This window comes from Methylobacterium sp. D53M (genome assembly GCF_053345625.1).
In genome coordinates this window covers 177,607-192,162 of the sequence record NZ_JBKFAL010000006.1, presented here as the reverse complement: position 1 = coordinate 192,162, position 14,556 = coordinate 177,607, and the positions used below count along the sequence as shown (strand labels likewise).

Here is a 14,556-nt window from a genome sequence, read left to right as displayed (position 1 = left end):
TCGGATCCCGTCCGCGGGGATCGCGCGTTCCGCGCCGGCTCTGTAGCGGCCGCTTGGCTGCCAAGATAGCGGTCTCTGTCTCCGGATCGACAGGAACCCGCGGCGGGGCCTTCAAGATTTCTGTGCGATCTTGTGCCATAGGACGAAAAAAACGAGATGTCCGCCATGCGCAACCTCTCCCTCAAGCAGCTTCAGGCGGTCGCTGCCGTGGCCCGCCTCGGCACCATGACCCGGGCTGCGCAGGAGCTGAACGTCACCTCGGCCGCCCTCTACGCGCGCATCCGCCAGCTGGAGGAGGAGGCCGGGCTGCTGCTGTTCGACCGGACGCCGGGGGGCCTCAAGCCGACGGATGCCGGCCGCGAGATGCTCTGGGCGATCGACAGCATCAACACGGTGCTGGAGACCTGCACGGACCGCCTGCGCACCCTGCGCGGCGCGGAGGGCGGGCGCGTGGCGCTCGGCGTCGTCTCCACCGCCAAGTACTTCGCCCCGCAGGTGATCGCGGGCTTCGTCAAGAAGCATCCCGGCGTCGAGATCAGCCTGTCGGTGCGCAACCGCGGCCAGACCGTGGAGGCGCTGCGCGGCTACGAGATCGACTTCGCCCTGATGGGCCGCCCACCCCGGGACTTCCCGATCGAGGCCGCCACCTTCGGGCCGCACCCGATCGTGCTGATCGCGCCGCCCGGCCATCCCCTGGCGGGCCGGACCGACCTGAACCGCGAGGACCTCGCGGACCAGCCGTTCTTCCTCCGAGAAGAGGGCTCGGGCACCCGCATGGTCTTCGAGGAGTTCATAAGCGGCGTCCTGGTCAAGCGGGCGCCGCTGGACATCGACACCGGGTCGAACGAGACCATCAAGCAGGCGGTGATGGCCGGGCTCGGGATCGCGCTGCTCTCGGTGCATTCCGTGGCGGCCGAGCTGGAGAGCGGGCGCCTCGTCCTCCTCAACGTCAGGGGCCTGCCGATCCGGCGCGACTGGTACGCGGTCCGGCGCGCCGACAAGGTGCTGGGCCCGGCCGCCTCCGCGGTCTGGTCCTACCTGATGTCGGAGGGCGCGCGCTGCCTGCCGGGCGTCGCCCAGAGCGGTCTGGTGCTGGCGGGAGCCAAGGCGTGAGCGCCGCTGCCGGCGTCGTCGTGGCCGGGGCCGGGCAGGCCGGCTTCCAGCTCGCCGCGTCCCTGCGGGAGGGCGGGTTCCGCGACCCGATCACCCTGGTGGGCGACGAGACCGCCCTGCCCTACCAGCGGCCGCCGCTCTCGAAGGCCTACCTGGCCGGCAAGACCGACCGGGATGGCCTGTTCCTGCGCCCGCCCGGCTTCTTCGCCGAGCACGCCATCGCGCACCGCCCGGGGCTCCGCGCCGTCGCGATCGACCGGGACGCGCGCCGCCTGCAGCTCTCGGACGGCACCGACCTCCCCTACGACCACCTCGTGCTCGCCACCGGCGCGCGCAACCGCCCCCTGCCGGTCCCGGGCGCCGAACTCGCGGGCGTGCGCCAGCTGCGCGGCCTCGCGGATGCCGACGCCCTGAAGGCGGCGGTCGCCGAGGCCCGGGCGATCGTGGTCATCGGGGCCGGCTTCATCGGTCTCGAATTCGCCGCCGTCGCGGCCGCGCGCGGCCTCCCGGTGACGGTGATCGAGGCGGCCGAGCGGCCCATGGCCCGGGCGGTCTCGTCCGAGATGGGCGAATTCTTCCGCCGCGCCCACGCCGCAATGGGCGTGCGCTTCGCCTTCGGGACGGGCGTGACGGCGATCGTCGGGCGGGACGGCCGCGCCACCGGCGTCGCCCTGGCGGACGGCAGCGAACGCGCGGCCGACCTGGTCCTCGTCGGGATCGGCGTCCTGCCGAACCGGGAGCTCGCCGCGGAGGCCGGCCTGCCGGCCGAGGACGGCGTGCGGGTCGACGCGTTCCTGGCGACGCCCGACCCGACCATCTCGGCGATCGGCGACTGCGCCCGCTTCCCCATCCCCTTCGCTCACGGGGTGACGCCGGACGGGACGGTGCGGATCGAGTCCGTGCAGAACGCCATCGACCAGGGCCGCTGCCTCGCGGCCCGCCTCACCGGCAAGCCCGCCGCCTACGGCGCGCTGCCGTGGTTCTGGAGCGACCAGGGTCCGCACAAGCTGCAGATCGCGGGCCTGTCGGGACCCGGCGATGCCGGCGTCGTCCGCGGGACCGGCGACGCCTTCTCGGTCTTCCGCTTCCGCGACGGGCGCCTGAGCGCGGTGGAATCCGTCGACCGCGCGGGCGACCACATGATCGCGCGGCGCCTGCTCGCGGCCGGGACGCCGCTGACGCCCGACCAGGCGGAAGATCTAGGCTTCGACCTCAAGGCGCTGGCGATGGGGCGGGTCTGAGAGCTGCTCCGCGTCATCGCGAGCGTAGCGAAGCGACCCAGAGCAGCGCGACATCGGGAGGCGTGGCGCGACACTGGATTGCTTCGCTGCGCTCGCAAGGACGACCTCGCGCGGTTCAGACTAGCTCTCGGAAAACCATGGAACGGCTGGACGCCGCTCTGAATCGTCCGAGCACCATGCCCTTTCCCGGGCGCCTGGAGCACCAGCGGAATGCGACCCGGGATCCAGCGCGAAACGTCGCGAAGCGTCGATATGCGGTGCCGCTTTCGCGGCGCTTCGTGTGCTGGTTCCCGGATCGCCTTCCACTGCGTTGCGGGCGTCCGGGAAAAGGCGCGCTCAGCCGGTAAACGGGACTGGTCCCGGCTTCTGCCGCAGGGCGATGGCGGTGGCGATCCCGAGCGCCAGGATGGTGACGGCGCATCCGAGCAGCGCCCCGAGCTGGCCGAAGCGGAGCAGCGCCTGCCCGATCACCGCGACGCCGAGCGCCTGGCCGCAGAAGAACGAGAAGGCGTGGAGTGCCACCGCGGAGGCGCGGGCCTTGGGCGCGACCTCGGTGACCTGCGTCTGGTAGGTGTTGTGCAGCATGTAGAAGCCGAGGCCCATGGCGGTGAGCGCGGCGCAGTCGACCTGCCAGGAGCCCGCGAGCCCGACCACGGTGAGCGACGCGCCGCAGATCAGGCCGCCGCCGATCAGCATCCGCGGCAGGCCGAGCAGCCGGACGAGCAGCCCGACCAGGGCAGAGTAAAGCAGGCCGCCGACCGCGAACCCCGCCAGAACCAGCCCGGCCTCGCGCGGGCCGCCCTCCCCCCGCGCCTCGATCAGCGGGGCGAGGTGCGGGAACACGCCGAAGATCGCGATGGCCTCGATGAACACCGCCGAGAACAGCACCCGCGCCCGGGGATTGCCCAGGATCGTGCGGTAGCGCGTCACCGCCTCGCCAAAGGCGGGGCGGCGGGCCGGGGCCCGGCCGGCCCGGTCGAAGCCGAGGACGGTCGCCGCGCAGGCCAGGGCGGCCACCGCGGCGGTGACCGCGAAGACGCCGCGCCAGCCGATCGCCGCCTCGATCAGGCCCGCGAAGGTCGAGCCCGAGAGCTGGCCGAGGATCACCGCCACGAGGAAGCGCCCGATCGCCACCTGGCGGCTCTCCATCGGCACGCGGTCGCCCAGGAGGGCCAGCGAGAGCGGGATGCAGCCGCCCGCGGCCGCCCCCGCCAGCATGCGCAGGCCGAACAGGCTGCCGATATCCGGCGCGACGCTGCACAGGGTCAGCGCCACGGCGAGCACCGCGAGGCAGGTGCTCATCACCCGCTCCTTGCCGAGCGCGTCGCCGATCGGGCCGAGCACCGGCTGAATGAACGCGTAGGGCAGCGCGAAGGCGGTGGAGAGGAGCGCCACCGTGTGGGCGTCGCTCGCGAGATCCCGGGCGAGCACGCCGACGAGGGGCTCGACCGAGCGGAGCGCGAAGGTGCTGCCGAACCCCGCGCAGGCCAGCACGACGATCAGGCGCGGGATCGACGTGGCCGGCGGCGCGGCGACGGCCGCGCTGGACGGGAGAGCCGGCTCTGTGCTGTCGGTCATGGCACGCTTCGCGACGCGGGCGGGATCAGACCCGCGGCATCGCATCTCCCTCGCCCGAGCGGAACCCCGCCGCGCGACAGATCAGTGCGCGTAGAACGCGGGATCCGAATTGTCGGTCGGGTGCGCGAAGGCCCAGCGCAGGGCCGACGACAGCGGCACGTTGTAGTTGAGGCCGCGCGGCGGCACGGGCTTCAGGAACCAGCGGTCGTAGAGCACCGTGATCTCGGGGCTCCGGTAGAGATCGGCCGTCGCCCGGTCGACCACCGCCTTGAAGGCCGGGTCGTCCTTGCGCAGCATGATCCCGTAGGGCTCCGGATTGGACAGGGTCTCCTCGCTGACCGCGTAGGCGGCGGGCTCCTTGGACTGGGCCGCGACCACGCTGAGCTGCACGTCGTCCATGACGAAGGCCGAGGCCCGGCCGGTCTCGACCATGAGGAACCCCTCCGGGACGTCCTTGGCGGCGATCACCGTGATGCCGAGCTTGCGCTCGTTGTTGGCCTTGATCAGCATCAGGATGTTGGTCGAGCCGGCGACCGACGAGACCGTCTTGCCGCGCAGGTCGTCCAGGCCGGCGATGTGCTGGTCCTTGCGGGAGACGAAGCGGGTCGCCGTGAGGAAGTGCGTGTTGGTGAAGTCCACCTGCTTCTTGCGCTCGGCGTTGTTGGTGGTCGTCCCGCACTCCAGATCGATCGTGCCGTTGGTCATCAGCGGGATGCGGGAGGAGGAGTTGACGAACTCCATCCCGACCTCGAGGCCCGGCATCTTCAGTTCGCGCTTCACCGCGTCGGCGATCCTCAGGCAGATGTCGACCGCGAAGCCGACGACCTTCTGGTTCTGGTCCAGGTAGCTGAACGGGGTCGCGGTATCGCGCACGCCGAGGACCAGCCTGTTGCTGTCGTGGATCTTCCTGAGGGTTCCGGTGAGATCGGCGGCCCGCGCGGCCCCCGCGGGGGCGCCGAGGAGGAGCGCGGCGATGAGGGGAGCGAGCAGACGCATGGGCCGACGGGTTCCGGTCGCGCGAGGGGCCGTCCGCGGGGTGCGCCGGCGGCGGGAGACCGGACCGCGCGCCGGGGCCGGCCCCCGGCGCGAGCCCCAGCAAGAGTCCGGCCGCGGTCAGGTCGACGCGGCCGCCTGGTGCGCCTCGGCGAGCTGCGCGTCCGCGGCCGCGACCTTCCGCGAGGCCGGGCGGGACCGGATGCGCTCCACGTAGGCCGCCAGCACCGGGTCGGGCGCGACGAGGCCGAAGCCCGTCGTCCAGCCGAGGGCGCCGCCCCACAGCACGTCGGCGGCGCTGAAGCGCGCGCCGAGCAGGTACGGGCCGGGCGTCAGGGCCTCCTTCACCCGGGCGATGACGCTGTCGTAATCGGCGTAGGCCGACATGGCGCGCGGGCCCGGCTCCCGCTTCAGGTACCGGTCGATCACCGCGGGCTCGAAGCAGGAGCCGTAGAACACCATCCAGCGCAGGTAGGTGGCCCGGTCGGACTCGGTCGGTGCCGGGGCGAGCCCCGCCTCGGGGAACAGGTCGGCGAGGTAGAGGTAGACGGCCGCCTGCTCGGTCACCAGGGCGTCGCCGTGGCGGATCGCCGGCACCTTCGCCATCGGGTTCACGGAGCGATAGGCGTCCTGGAGGTGCTCGCCGGCGCGCATGTTGAGCGCGTGCAGCCGGTACGGGACCCCGAGTTCCTCGAGCAGCACGCGCACGCCCGACGAGCGGGTGTTGGGCGAATGATAGAGCTCGATGTCAGGCATAGTGGTTGTCCCGCCCCGTCCGAGGATTGTCGATTCGTTGGCGTCCACGCTCTTACCCGCGGACCAACGGGTCAACCGCGGACCGGAGCGCCACTTCCTCAGGGACCGGAATCGCGGCAGGAACGTTGGGCGATTGTGCGTTGCCGCGCGTTGGGCTTCCGACCGGCACGACGCGAGCCGGGGGTTACGAGTTCTGATGGCGAAGATACTGCTGGTCGAGGACCACGAAGAGATCTGGGATTTCCTCTCGCGCCGCCTCAAGCGGCGCGGCTACGAGGTGATGCTCGCGCATGACGGCGAGGCCGGCGTCCGGCAGGCGCGCTCGGGCCAGCCCGACGTGATCCTCCTCGACATGAACCTGCCGGTCCTCGACGGCTGGTCGGTCGCCCGGACGCTGAAATCCGGTACCGACACCCGGGCGATCCCGATCATCGCGCTCACGGCCCACGCCATGTCGGGCGACCGCGACAAGGCCATCCAGGCCGGCTGCGACGACTATCACCCGAAGCCCGTCGATTTCTCGAAGCTGCTCAGCCAGATCAGCGCCGCCCTGGGCGAGACCGCGCAGGCGAGCTGACCCGGCAGCGGACGCGCGACCTGCGGCCCCGAGATCTGCGGCCCCGAGACCTGATGTGAGTGGAGCGTGTCCGTGAGCGAGGATCCCGTCACTGCCCAGCGCCTGCGGCAGGGCCTGCCGATCTTCGTGGCGCTGGCGTCGCTCCTCCTCGTGGTCGCCACGATGGCGGCCCTCTACCTCGGGCGCGAGATCCTCGTGCCGGTGACGCTGGCGATCCTCTTGAGCTTCGTCCTCGTGCCGGCGGTGCGGATGCTGCGGCGGCTGCGCGTGCCCCGCGCGCCCGCGGTCCTGCTCGTCGTGGTGATCGTCTTCGGCGCCCTGTTCGGCATCGGCAGCCTGATCGCCAGCGAGGCGTCCCAGCTCGCCTCCGACCTGCCGCGCTACACGCAGGTGATGCGCACGAAGATCAAGGATCTGCGCGGGGCGACGGCCGGGACCGGCACGCTCTCGCGGATCGTCGACATGGTGCAGGATCTCAGCGCCACCCTGCAGCCGCCGCCGGCCGCGGAGGTCCGCGGCGAGCCGGGATCGCGCACGCACCCGCTCACGGTCGAGCTCACCCCCGCCCGCGCGAGCGTCGTCGACACGCTTCAGACCTTCGCCGGCCCGATCCTGCACCCGCTGGCGACGACCGGCCTGATCCTGATCTTCACGATCTTCATCCTGCTCCAGCGCGAGGACCTGCGGAACCGGGCGATCCGGCTCGCCGGCGGCTCGGGCGACCTGCGGCGCACGACGGCGGCGATCGACGACGCCACGAGCCGGCTGAGCCGGTTCTTCCTGGCCCAGCTCGCCCTCAACATCGCCTTCGGGCTGGTGATCGGCATCGGCCTCTGGCTGATCGGCGTGCCGAGCCCGACCCTCTTCGGCGTGCTCGCCGCGATCCTGCGGTTCGTGCCCTATATCGGCGCGGCGATCAGCGCCCTGCTGCCGCTGATCCTCGCGGCCGCCGTCGATCCCGGCTGGAGCATGGTGATCGCCACCGCGGCCCTGTTCCTCGTGGTCGAGCCGATCTGCGGCCACGTGATCGAGCCGCTGCTCTACGGGCACTCCACCGGCCTCTCGCCGGTCGCCGTCATCCTGGCCGCGACGATCTGGACGTTCCTGTGGGGCCCGATCGGCCTCGTGCTGGCCACGCCCCTCACCGTCTGCCTCGTGGTGCTCGGCCGGCACGTGGAGCGGCTCTGGTACCTCGACGTGCTGCTCGGCGATCAGCCCGCCCTGTCGCCGCCCGAGATCTTCTACCAGCGCATGCTGGCCGGCGACCCGGTCGAGGCGATCGATCAGGGCTGGCAGTTCCTGAAGGAGCGCGCCCTCGTCACCTACTACGACGAGGTCGCCCTCGCGGGCCTCCTGCTGGCGCAGGAGGATCTGTCCCGCGGCACACTGGATCGGGAACGGCAGGCGGAGGTCGGTGCCGCGATCGGGACGGTGGTGGACCGCCTCGGCACGGCGCCGGTCGGGCGCCGCGCCCGGCGGGGATCCGGCCGCGGCCCCGACACCGAGACCGCGGCGGCGCTGGCCGCCGTCGGGCCCGACCGGCAGGTGGCCGGCATCGTCCTCGAGCGCGAGGATCTCGCGCCCAACTGGCGCGGCGAGACGCCGGTCCTGTGCGTGTCGAGCCGCGGCCCGTTCGACGAGGCGGCGACGCTGATGCTGAGCCAGATCCTCGCGCGCCACGGGCTGGCCTCGCAGATCCTGTCGATGGCGGCGATCCGCGCCGGGGAGCGGCCCGAGAACCCGGACGCGCTGGCGCTGATCTGCTTCTCCTACCTGGAGCCGGTGAGCCTGTCGCAGATCCGGTTCACCGTCCGGCAGGCCCGGGCCGCGGTGCCGGGTGTCCGCATCCTGGTCGGCTTCTGGCGCGAGCGCGATCCCGCGACCCTGGAGCGCCTGCGCCGAGCGACCTCGGCGGACTTCCTGGTGACGTCGCTGAACGAGGCGCTGTCAGCGGTGCTGGGCGCCTGCCGCGAGGCCGCGCCGCCCCGGCTCGTCCCGGTCCCCGTGGGCGCGCCTTCCGAGGCGGCGCGGCCGGCCGCGGCATGAGCCCTTCGCGCGACACCGCCGCTGGGGATACAAGGTCGACTTCGGCCGTCCGGCCGCTAGTCTCGCGCACGCCTCGCGTGATCGACCGCGCGCAGAGGTCTTTCCCGGCCAGGAAGGTGACGACCGCCTCGCATGTCTGAGACGCCAGAAACACCGCCCTCCGGGCCGAGTCCGCCGATCCGGGACGGCGCCCCGAGCGACATCACCGATCGCAAGAGCGACATCTTCTTCGCGGCCGTCGAGACGACGCGGATGCCGATGATCGTCACCGATCCGCGCCAGCCCGACAACCCGATCATCTTCGCCAACCGGGCGTTCCTGGCGATGACCGGCTACACGCCGGAAGAGCTGATCGGGCGCAACTGCCGCTTCCTCCAGGGTCCCGACACCGACCGCGAGAGCGTCGCGCAGGTCCGCGCGGCGATCGCCGAGAAGCGCGAGTTCGCCACCGAGATCCTGAACTACCGCAAGAACGGCTCGACCTTCTGGAACGCCCTGTTCGTCTCGCCGGTCTACAATGCCGACGGCGAGCTCGTGTACTACTTCGGCTCGCAGCTCGACGTCTCGCGCCGCCGCGACGCCGAGGAGGCGCTGGGTCAGGCCCAGAAGATGGAGGCGCTCGGCCAGCTCACCGGCGGCATCGCGCACGATTTCAACAACCTGCTGCAGGTGATCGTCGGCTACGTCGACATCCTGGCGGCCGGACTGGAGAAGCCCGACGCCGACCGCGCGCGGCTCGGCCGCGCCACCGAGAACATCCGGCAGGCGGCCGAGCGCGCCACGACGCTGACGCAGCAATTGCTGGCCTTCGCCCGCAAGCAGCGGCTGGACGGCCGCGCGGTCAATCTCAACACCCTGATCGAGGGGATGGGCGAGATGGTCGCTCGCTCGGTGGGCGAGACCGTGAAGGTCGAACTCGACCTCGCGCCCGATCTCTGGAACTGCCGCGTCGACCCGACCCAGGCCGAGGTCGCGATCCTGAACGTGCTGATCAACGCCCGCGACGCGATGCCGGAGGGCGGCACCGTCCGGATCTCCACCGAGAACAGCGAGATCGCCGCGCGCGGCCGGGAGATCGGCCCGCTGCGCGACGGCCGCTACGTCAGCATCGCCATCAAGGACAGCGGCACCGGCATCCCGCCCGCCGTGCTCGCCCGGGTGATGGACCCGTTCTTCACCACCAAGGAGGAGGGCAAGGGTACGGGTCTCGGCCTGTCGATGGTCTACGGCTTCGCCAAGCAGTCGGGCGGCGCCGCGCAGATCGAGTCGGCGGTGGGGTCCGGCACGACGGTGCGCCTGTCGTTCCCCGCGACCGACGGCGACGTCAACGCCCCCGCGAAGGTCTCGCTGCGGGCCGTGGACCGCCAGGGCACCGAGACGATCCTGATCGTCGACGACCGCGAGGACGTGGCCGAGCTCGCCCGCACCATCCTGCGGGACTTCGGCTACACGACGCTGGTCGCGAGCAACGCCCGCGAGGCGCTGGAGATCCTGGATTCGAGCGGGAAGGTCGATCTGCTCTTCACCGACCTGATCATGCCGGGGGGCATGAACGGTGTGCTCCTGGCCCGCGAGGCCCGGCGCCGCCAGCCCAAGCTCAAGGTGCTGCTCGCCACGGGCTACGCGGAGGCGAGCCTGGAGCGAACCGATATCGGCGGCTCGGAGTTTGATCTCCTGAACAAGCCCTACCGGCGCACGGAGCTGGTCCGCCGCGTGCGCGCGATCCTCGACGGTCCGACCGGGGTGGGCTGAGCTTCGGGAGACGGCCCATGTCCCAGGGCGACAAGTCGAAATACACCGACAAGCAGAAGCGCAAGGCCGAGCACATCGCCGAGTCGTACGAGTCCCGCGGCGTGCCGGAGAAGGAAGCGGAGGCCCGGGCCTGGGCCACCGTCAACAAGGACGACGGCGGCGGCAAGAAGCCGGGCGGATCGGGCCGCGGCAAGGCCACCGGTCACCCGGCCGCCCACAAGGGCGGCGCGTCCGGCGGCAAGGCCTCGGCCGGGCGGACGGCCGCGGAGCGCTCCGCCTCCGCCCGGAAGGCCGCCGCGACCCGCAAGGCCAACGCCGCCGCTCGGGCCTGACGGCCCGTCGCGAGCCGGGCCGCCGGCCTCCGGCCGGTGCGGGGCCGATCTCAGTCCCGCCGCTCGGCGAGCTTGACCAGCGCGTGCAGCAGCCGGTTCGCCGGCGTCGGGATCCCGTGCGCCGCGCCCCGGCGCACGATGGTGCCGTTGAGGTGGTCGATCTCGCTCGGCCGGCCGCGGGCCAGGTCCTGGGCGGTGGACGAGCGCTGTCCGGCCATGGCGGTGCTGAGCGCCATCACGTCGTCGAGGATGCCGGGCGACACGGACACGCCCTCGGCCTCCGCGACGCGCGCGCATTCCTGGACGACGTCCGCGATGACCGCGGCCACGCCCTCGCCCTCCACCAGGCGGCCGTAGGGCAGCTGCGTCAGGGCCGACAGGGCGTTGTAGGCGCAGTTGATGATCAGCTTCGCCCAGAGCGCGTCGACGGCCTTCGCCGAGACGGTGGTCGGGATGCCGGCCGCCGCGAACGCGGCGGCGACGCGCCCGCTCGTCTCGGACGCGCCGAGGATCAGGTCGCCGCGCCCGTTGTGCCGGACGTGGCCGGGGCCCGCCATCGCGGTGGCGACGTAGACCGCCACCGGCACCACCGGCCGGCCCAGCACGGCGGCGAGCCGCTCGGCGTTGTCGACGCCGTTCTGGAGGCTGAGGACCGTGGCGGCCGGATCGAGGTGGGGGGCGATCATCGCGCCCGCCGCCTCGGTGTCGCCCGACTTCACGCAGACCAGCACGAGGTCGGCGCCCGACACGCCCGCCCCCGTATCGGTCGCCCGGACGGGCACGGAGGCCGTCCCGGCCGCGCTCTCCAGCACGAGACCGTCCTTCTCCACCGCCTCGACCAGGGCGGGACGGCCGATCAGCGTCACCGCGTGGCCGGCCCGCGCCAGGAGGAACCCGTAGTAGCAGCCGACCGCACCGGCCCCCACGACGGCGACGGTCGTGGCGGGGCTCACGGCGGGGCTCACGGCGCCACCGCGGCGGCGCGCTCGGGATGGAAGGGCGCCGCGCCCGCCTCAGACGCGCGGACATGCTCCAGCAGCGCCTGGGCCGGGTGCCGCAGCCGCACGCCGTCGACCAGCTTGGCCTGGGAGCGGCAGGAATAGCCGTCCGCCAGCAGGGTGCAGCCGGGCGCCTCGGCGACGTGGCGGGCCCAGCTCAGGCCGTAGATCGCCTCGGAGGTGGCGCGGTGGCGCGCCTCGTGGCCGTAGGTCCCCGCCATGCCGCAGCAGCCGGCGGCCGGCACCTCGAGCCGCAGGCCGAGATGGGCGAACACGGCCTGCCAGTCCCGCACCGCGCCCGGCGCGTTGGTGCGCTCGGTGCAGTGGGGCAGCAGCCGCATCGTGCGCCCGCCCTGCCCCGGCGCGATCCGGTCGAGCCGGGCGGCGAGCCATTCCTGCAGGAGGTGGACCTTCGGGAGATCGCCGCCCAGCGCCTGCGCGTACTCGGACCGGTAGGTCAGCGTCATCGACGGGTCGATCCCGACCAGGGGCACGCCGTGCCCGGCGAGGTCGCGCAGCATCGCGGCGTTCGAGCGGGCGACGGCGGCGAACCGCGCCAGGAAGCCGTGCACGTGCAGCGGCTTGCCGTTCGGCCGGTAGGGCACCAGCCAGGGCCGGAAGCCGAGGGCGGCGAGGAGGTCGCAGCTGTCGGCCACGACTTCCGCGTCGAAATGGCTGGTGAAGGCGTCCTGCACCACCAGCACGGACCGCGCGCGCTCCCGCGGGTCCAGCCGGGCCAGGGCGTCCGGGGACGCGACGGCGACGCCGCGTTCCGCCAGCCGCGCCGCGAGCGCGACGGGCGACAGGGCCGGGATCGCCACCAGCCCGGCCCGGGCCAGGATCAGCCGGGCCAGCGAATTGGCCAGGACCGCGTTGAAGAGGCGCGGCGCCCGCGCCGCCAGGGGCAGCAGCGGCTCCAGCGCCGCCACGAGATGGTCCTTCAGCGGCCGCGCGTAGCGCGTGTGATAGAGCGCCAGGAACTTCGCCCGGAAGGTCGGCACGTCGACCTTGATCGGGCAGGACCCCGTGCAGGACTTGCAGGCGAGGCAGCCGTCCATCGCCTCCTTGACGGCGTGGGAGAAGTCGTCGGCCTCGGACCGGCCGCCGAGGCGGCTCCGCAGGGTCGCCGCCACGTCGGAGAGCCACCCGGCGCGCTGCCGCGCCAGCTCGGCGGCCGGGTCGACCCCGGCCACCGCCGCGCGGCGCAGCCACTCGCGCATCAGCGAGGCGCGACCCTTGGGCGAGTGGCGCCGCTCCCGCGTCGCCTTCCACGACGGGCACATGGCCTCGTCCGCGTCGAAGCTGAAGCAGGCGCCGTTGCCGTTGCAGTGGAGCGCTTCGTCGAAATCCTCCCGGACCGGCGCCGGGATGGTGCGGTCCCGCTCGCCCCGGCGCGGCACGCCGTCGATCCGGGTCAGGTCAGCGCCCCTGGCCGAGGCGATCTTGCCCGGGTTCATCCGGTCGTCCGGGTCGAAGGCGCGCTTGACCGCCTCCAGCGCCGGCATCAGCGGCCCGAACGTCTCCGGCACGAATTCCGAGCGGAAGCCCTTGCCGTGCTCGCCCCAGAGCAGGCCGCCGTACTTGGCGGTGAGCGCGACCACCCCCTCCGTGACCTCGCGGATCAGACCGTTCTGCGCCGGGTCCTTGAGGTCGATGGCCGGCCGCACGTGCAGCACGCCGGCATCGACGTGGCCGAACATGCCGTAGCGCAGCCCCTTGCCGTCGAGGAGCGCGCGGAACTCCGCGATGAAGTCGGCGAGCCGCTCCGGCGGGACCGCCGTGTCCTCCACGAACGGGATCGGGCGCGCGTCGCCCTTGGCGGCGCCGAGCAGGCCCACCGCCTTCTTGCGCATGGTCCAGAGCCGCTCGATCGCGTCGCCCCGGGCGATGGTGAAGCCGAGGCGCTTCGTGTCGGTGCCGCGCTCGGCCTCCAGCATCCCGGTGAGCCGCGCGAGGGCCGCCTCCACGGTCGCGGCGTCGTCGCCGACGAACTCCACGAGATTGATGCCGTCCACCGGCCGCCCGGCCGGATCGTCGGGGAAGAAGGCCCGCACTTCGGCCCAGATCGGGTCCTTGCGGGCCAGCGCCAGGACCGTGGAGTCGATCGTCTCAACGGAAGCGGCGCCGAACGGCAGCAGCGCCTGCGCGTCGCGCAGCGCCGCGTCGAAGTCGATGTACGAGAGCGCGACCAGCACGGCGGCCTTGGGGATCGGCAGCACGTTCAGCCGCGCCTCGGCGATCAGCGCCAGCGTCCCCTCGGAGCCGCAGATCACGCTCTTGAGGTCGAACCGGCCGCCCGCGTCGCGCAGATGCGCGAGGTCGTAGCCGGTGAGGCAGCGGTTGAGCTTGGGGAAGCGCTCGGCGATGAGCGCGGCGTTCTCGGTGACGACGGCGTCGACGGTGCGGTGGATGGCGCCGACGCGGTCGTCGCGGCCCTTGGCGGCGTCGAGCCCGGCCGGGTCCAAGGGCTCGGCGGTCCAGACCGTGCCGTCGGTGAGCACGCAGGTCAGCGCGAGGACGTGGTCCCGGGTCTTGCCGTAGAGGCACGAGCCCTGCCCGCAGGCATCGGTCGAGATCATCCCGCCGATCGTGGCGCGGTTCGAGGTGGAGAGCTCCGGCGCGAAGAACAGGCCGTGCTTGGCGAGATCCCGGTTGAGCTGGTCCTTCACCACCCCCGGCTCGACCCGGACGACGCGGTTCGCGACGTCGATCTCCAGGATGCGGTTCATGTGCCGCGAGGTGTCGACCACGAGGCCGTGGCCCAGCGACTGCCCGTTGGTGCCGGTCGCCCCGCCCCGGGGCCGGATCACGATCTCGGCGAAGCGCGGATCCGCGAGGAGCTTGGCGACGCGCACGAGGTCGTCGCGGGTGCGCGGAAAGGCCACGGCCCCCGGCGCCACCTGGTAGATCGAGTTGTCGGTGGAAAAGACCGTGCGGTCGGCGTCCGAGAGCGTCAGGTCGCCCTCGAAGCCGCGCAGGCGCAGCTCGGCGCAGGCCGCGGCGTAGAGCGGCACGGCCTCGGTGTGGCGGGTCAGGACCGGGATCATCCGCGCCTTCTACACCCGGCGGATCGCGGGAGACCATCGGCGACGGGACGGCGCGCGCTGGCATCCGGCTTGCCACGCACCCGCGACCTCCTGCGACCTCCCGCAATCTCCGGAACGGATGCC

General features: G+C 72.7%; 11 protein-coding genes. 6 read left to right on the top strand and 5 right to left on the bottom strand.

Features of this window, described 5'->3' with window-relative positions; genetic code table 11:
* Positions 1 to 165: 165 nt before the first annotated feature.
* Positions 166 to 1,113, top strand: a complete 948-nt coding sequence (locus tag ACLBYG_RS12625) for a LysR family transcriptional regulator (protein ID WP_447681675.1) — start codon at positions 166 to 168, stop codon at positions 1,111 to 1,113.
* Complete coding sequence (locus ACLBYG_RS12620) at positions 1,110 to 2,354, top strand: NAD(P)/FAD-dependent oxidoreductase (RefSeq protein ID WP_447681674.1); 1,245 nt, start codon at positions 1,110 to 1,112, stop codon at positions 2,352 to 2,354. The genes ACLBYG_RS12625 and ACLBYG_RS12620 overlap by 4 nt, the downstream gene beginning before the upstream one ends.
* A 336-nt stretch (positions 2,355 to 2,690) precedes the next feature.
* Here the strand turns inward: ACLBYG_RS12620 and ACLBYG_RS12615 are convergent, their stop codons facing one another.
* From ACLBYG_RS12615 to ACLBYG_RS12605, 3 genes are all read right to left on the bottom strand, one after another.
* Positions 2,691 to 3,932 carry an MFS transporter gene (locus ACLBYG_RS12615; RefSeq protein ID WP_175556284.1) on the bottom strand — a complete coding sequence of 414 codons (1,242 nt, stop codon included), beginning with the start codon at positions 3,930 to 3,932 and terminating at the stop codon, positions 2,691 to 2,693.
* An 81-nt stretch (positions 3,933 to 4,013) separates the two neighbouring features.
* Positions 4,014 to 4,928 (bottom strand): amino acid ABC transporter substrate-binding protein, encoded by a 915-nt coding sequence (locus ACLBYG_RS12610; RefSeq protein WP_447681673.1) that lies wholly within the window; start codon positions 4,926 to 4,928, stop codon positions 4,014 to 4,016.
* Between the two features lie 117 nt (positions 4,929 to 5,045).
* Positions 5,046 to 5,681: a glutathione S-transferase family protein gene (locus tag ACLBYG_RS12605; protein WP_447681672.1), complete on the bottom strand. Its 636-nt coding sequence runs from the start codon at positions 5,679 to 5,681 to the stop codon at positions 5,046 to 5,048.
* Positions 5,682 to 5,877: 196 nt separating this feature from the next.
* On the opposite strand from ACLBYG_RS12605, the gene ACLBYG_RS12600 reads away from it, so the two are divergent.
* The 4 genes from ACLBYG_RS12600 to ACLBYG_RS12585 all read left to right on the top strand — a co-directional run bounded on the left by ACLBYG_RS12600 (position 5,878) and on the right by ACLBYG_RS12585 (position 10,388).
* Entirely contained in the window at positions 5,878 to 6,258 is a 381-nt protein-coding gene (locus ACLBYG_RS12600; protein WP_020092557.1) for a response regulator, read from the top strand.
* A gap of 72 nt (positions 6,259 to 6,330) precedes the next feature.
* A complete protein-coding gene (locus ACLBYG_RS12595) occupies positions 6,331 to 8,304 on the top strand; it encodes an AI-2E family transporter (protein ID WP_447681671.1) in 1,974 nt (657 codons plus the stop codon).
* 132 nt (positions 8,305 to 8,436) lie between these two features.
* Positions 8,437 to 10,056: a hybrid sensor histidine kinase/response regulator gene (locus ACLBYG_RS12590; protein WP_447681670.1), complete on the top strand. Its 1,620-nt coding sequence runs from the start codon at positions 8,437 to 8,439 to the stop codon at positions 10,054 to 10,056.
* A gap of 17 nt (positions 10,057 to 10,073) precedes the next feature.
* A complete protein-coding gene (locus ACLBYG_RS12585) occupies positions 10,074 to 10,388 on the top strand; it encodes a hypothetical protein (RefSeq protein ID WP_012320505.1) in 315 nt (104 codons plus the stop codon).
* A 50-nt stretch (positions 10,389 to 10,438) separates the two neighbouring features.
* Here ACLBYG_RS12585 and ACLBYG_RS12580 read toward each other — a convergent pair whose 3' ends face one another.
* A complete protein-coding gene (locus tag ACLBYG_RS12580) occupies positions 10,439 to 11,341 on the bottom strand; it encodes a ketopantoate reductase family protein (RefSeq protein ID WP_447681669.1) in 903 nt (300 codons plus the stop codon).
* An 8-nt stretch (positions 11,342 to 11,349) separates the two neighbouring features.
* Positions 11,350 to 14,433, bottom strand: coding sequence for a D-2-hydroxyglutarate dehydrogenase YdiJ (ydiJ, locus tag ACLBYG_RS12575; protein ID WP_447681668.1), 3,084 nt, complete (start codon positions 14,431 to 14,433; stop codon positions 11,350 to 11,352).
* Between the last annotated feature and the right edge of the window lie 123 nt (positions 14,434 to 14,556).

Excerpts from the sequence above, each read along its gene's own strand:
- ACLBYG_RS12625 (WP_447681675.1), top strand. The coding sequence starts at position 166 with ATGCGCAACCTCTCCCTCAAGCAGCTTCAGGCGGTCGCTGCCGTGGCC.
- ACLBYG_RS12615 (WP_175556284.1), bottom strand. The coding sequence starts at position 3,932 with ATGACCGACAGCACAGAGCCGGCTCTCCCGTCCAGCGCGGCCGTCGCC.
- ACLBYG_RS12610 (WP_447681673.1), bottom strand. The coding sequence starts at position 4,928 with ATGCGTCTGCTCGCTCCCCTCATCGCCGCGCTCCTCCTCGGCGCCCCC.
- ACLBYG_RS12605 (WP_447681672.1), bottom strand. The coding sequence starts at position 5,681 with ATGCCTGACATCGAGCTCTATCATTCGCCCAACACCCGCTCGTCGGGC.
- ACLBYG_RS12600 (WP_020092557.1), top strand. The coding sequence starts at position 5,878 with ATGGCGAAGATACTGCTGGTCGAGGACCACGAAGAGATCTGGGATTTC.
- ACLBYG_RS12590 (WP_447681670.1), top strand. The coding sequence starts at position 8,437 with ATGTCTGAGACGCCAGAAACACCGCCCTCCGGGCCGAGTCCGCCGATC.
- ACLBYG_RS12585 (WP_012320505.1), top strand. The coding sequence starts at position 10,074 with ATGTCCCAGGGCGACAAGTCGAAATACACCGACAAGCAGAAGCGCAAG.
- ydiJ (WP_447681668.1), bottom strand. The coding sequence starts at position 14,433 with ATGATCCCGGTCCTGACCCGCCACACCGAGGCCGTGCCGCTCTACGCC.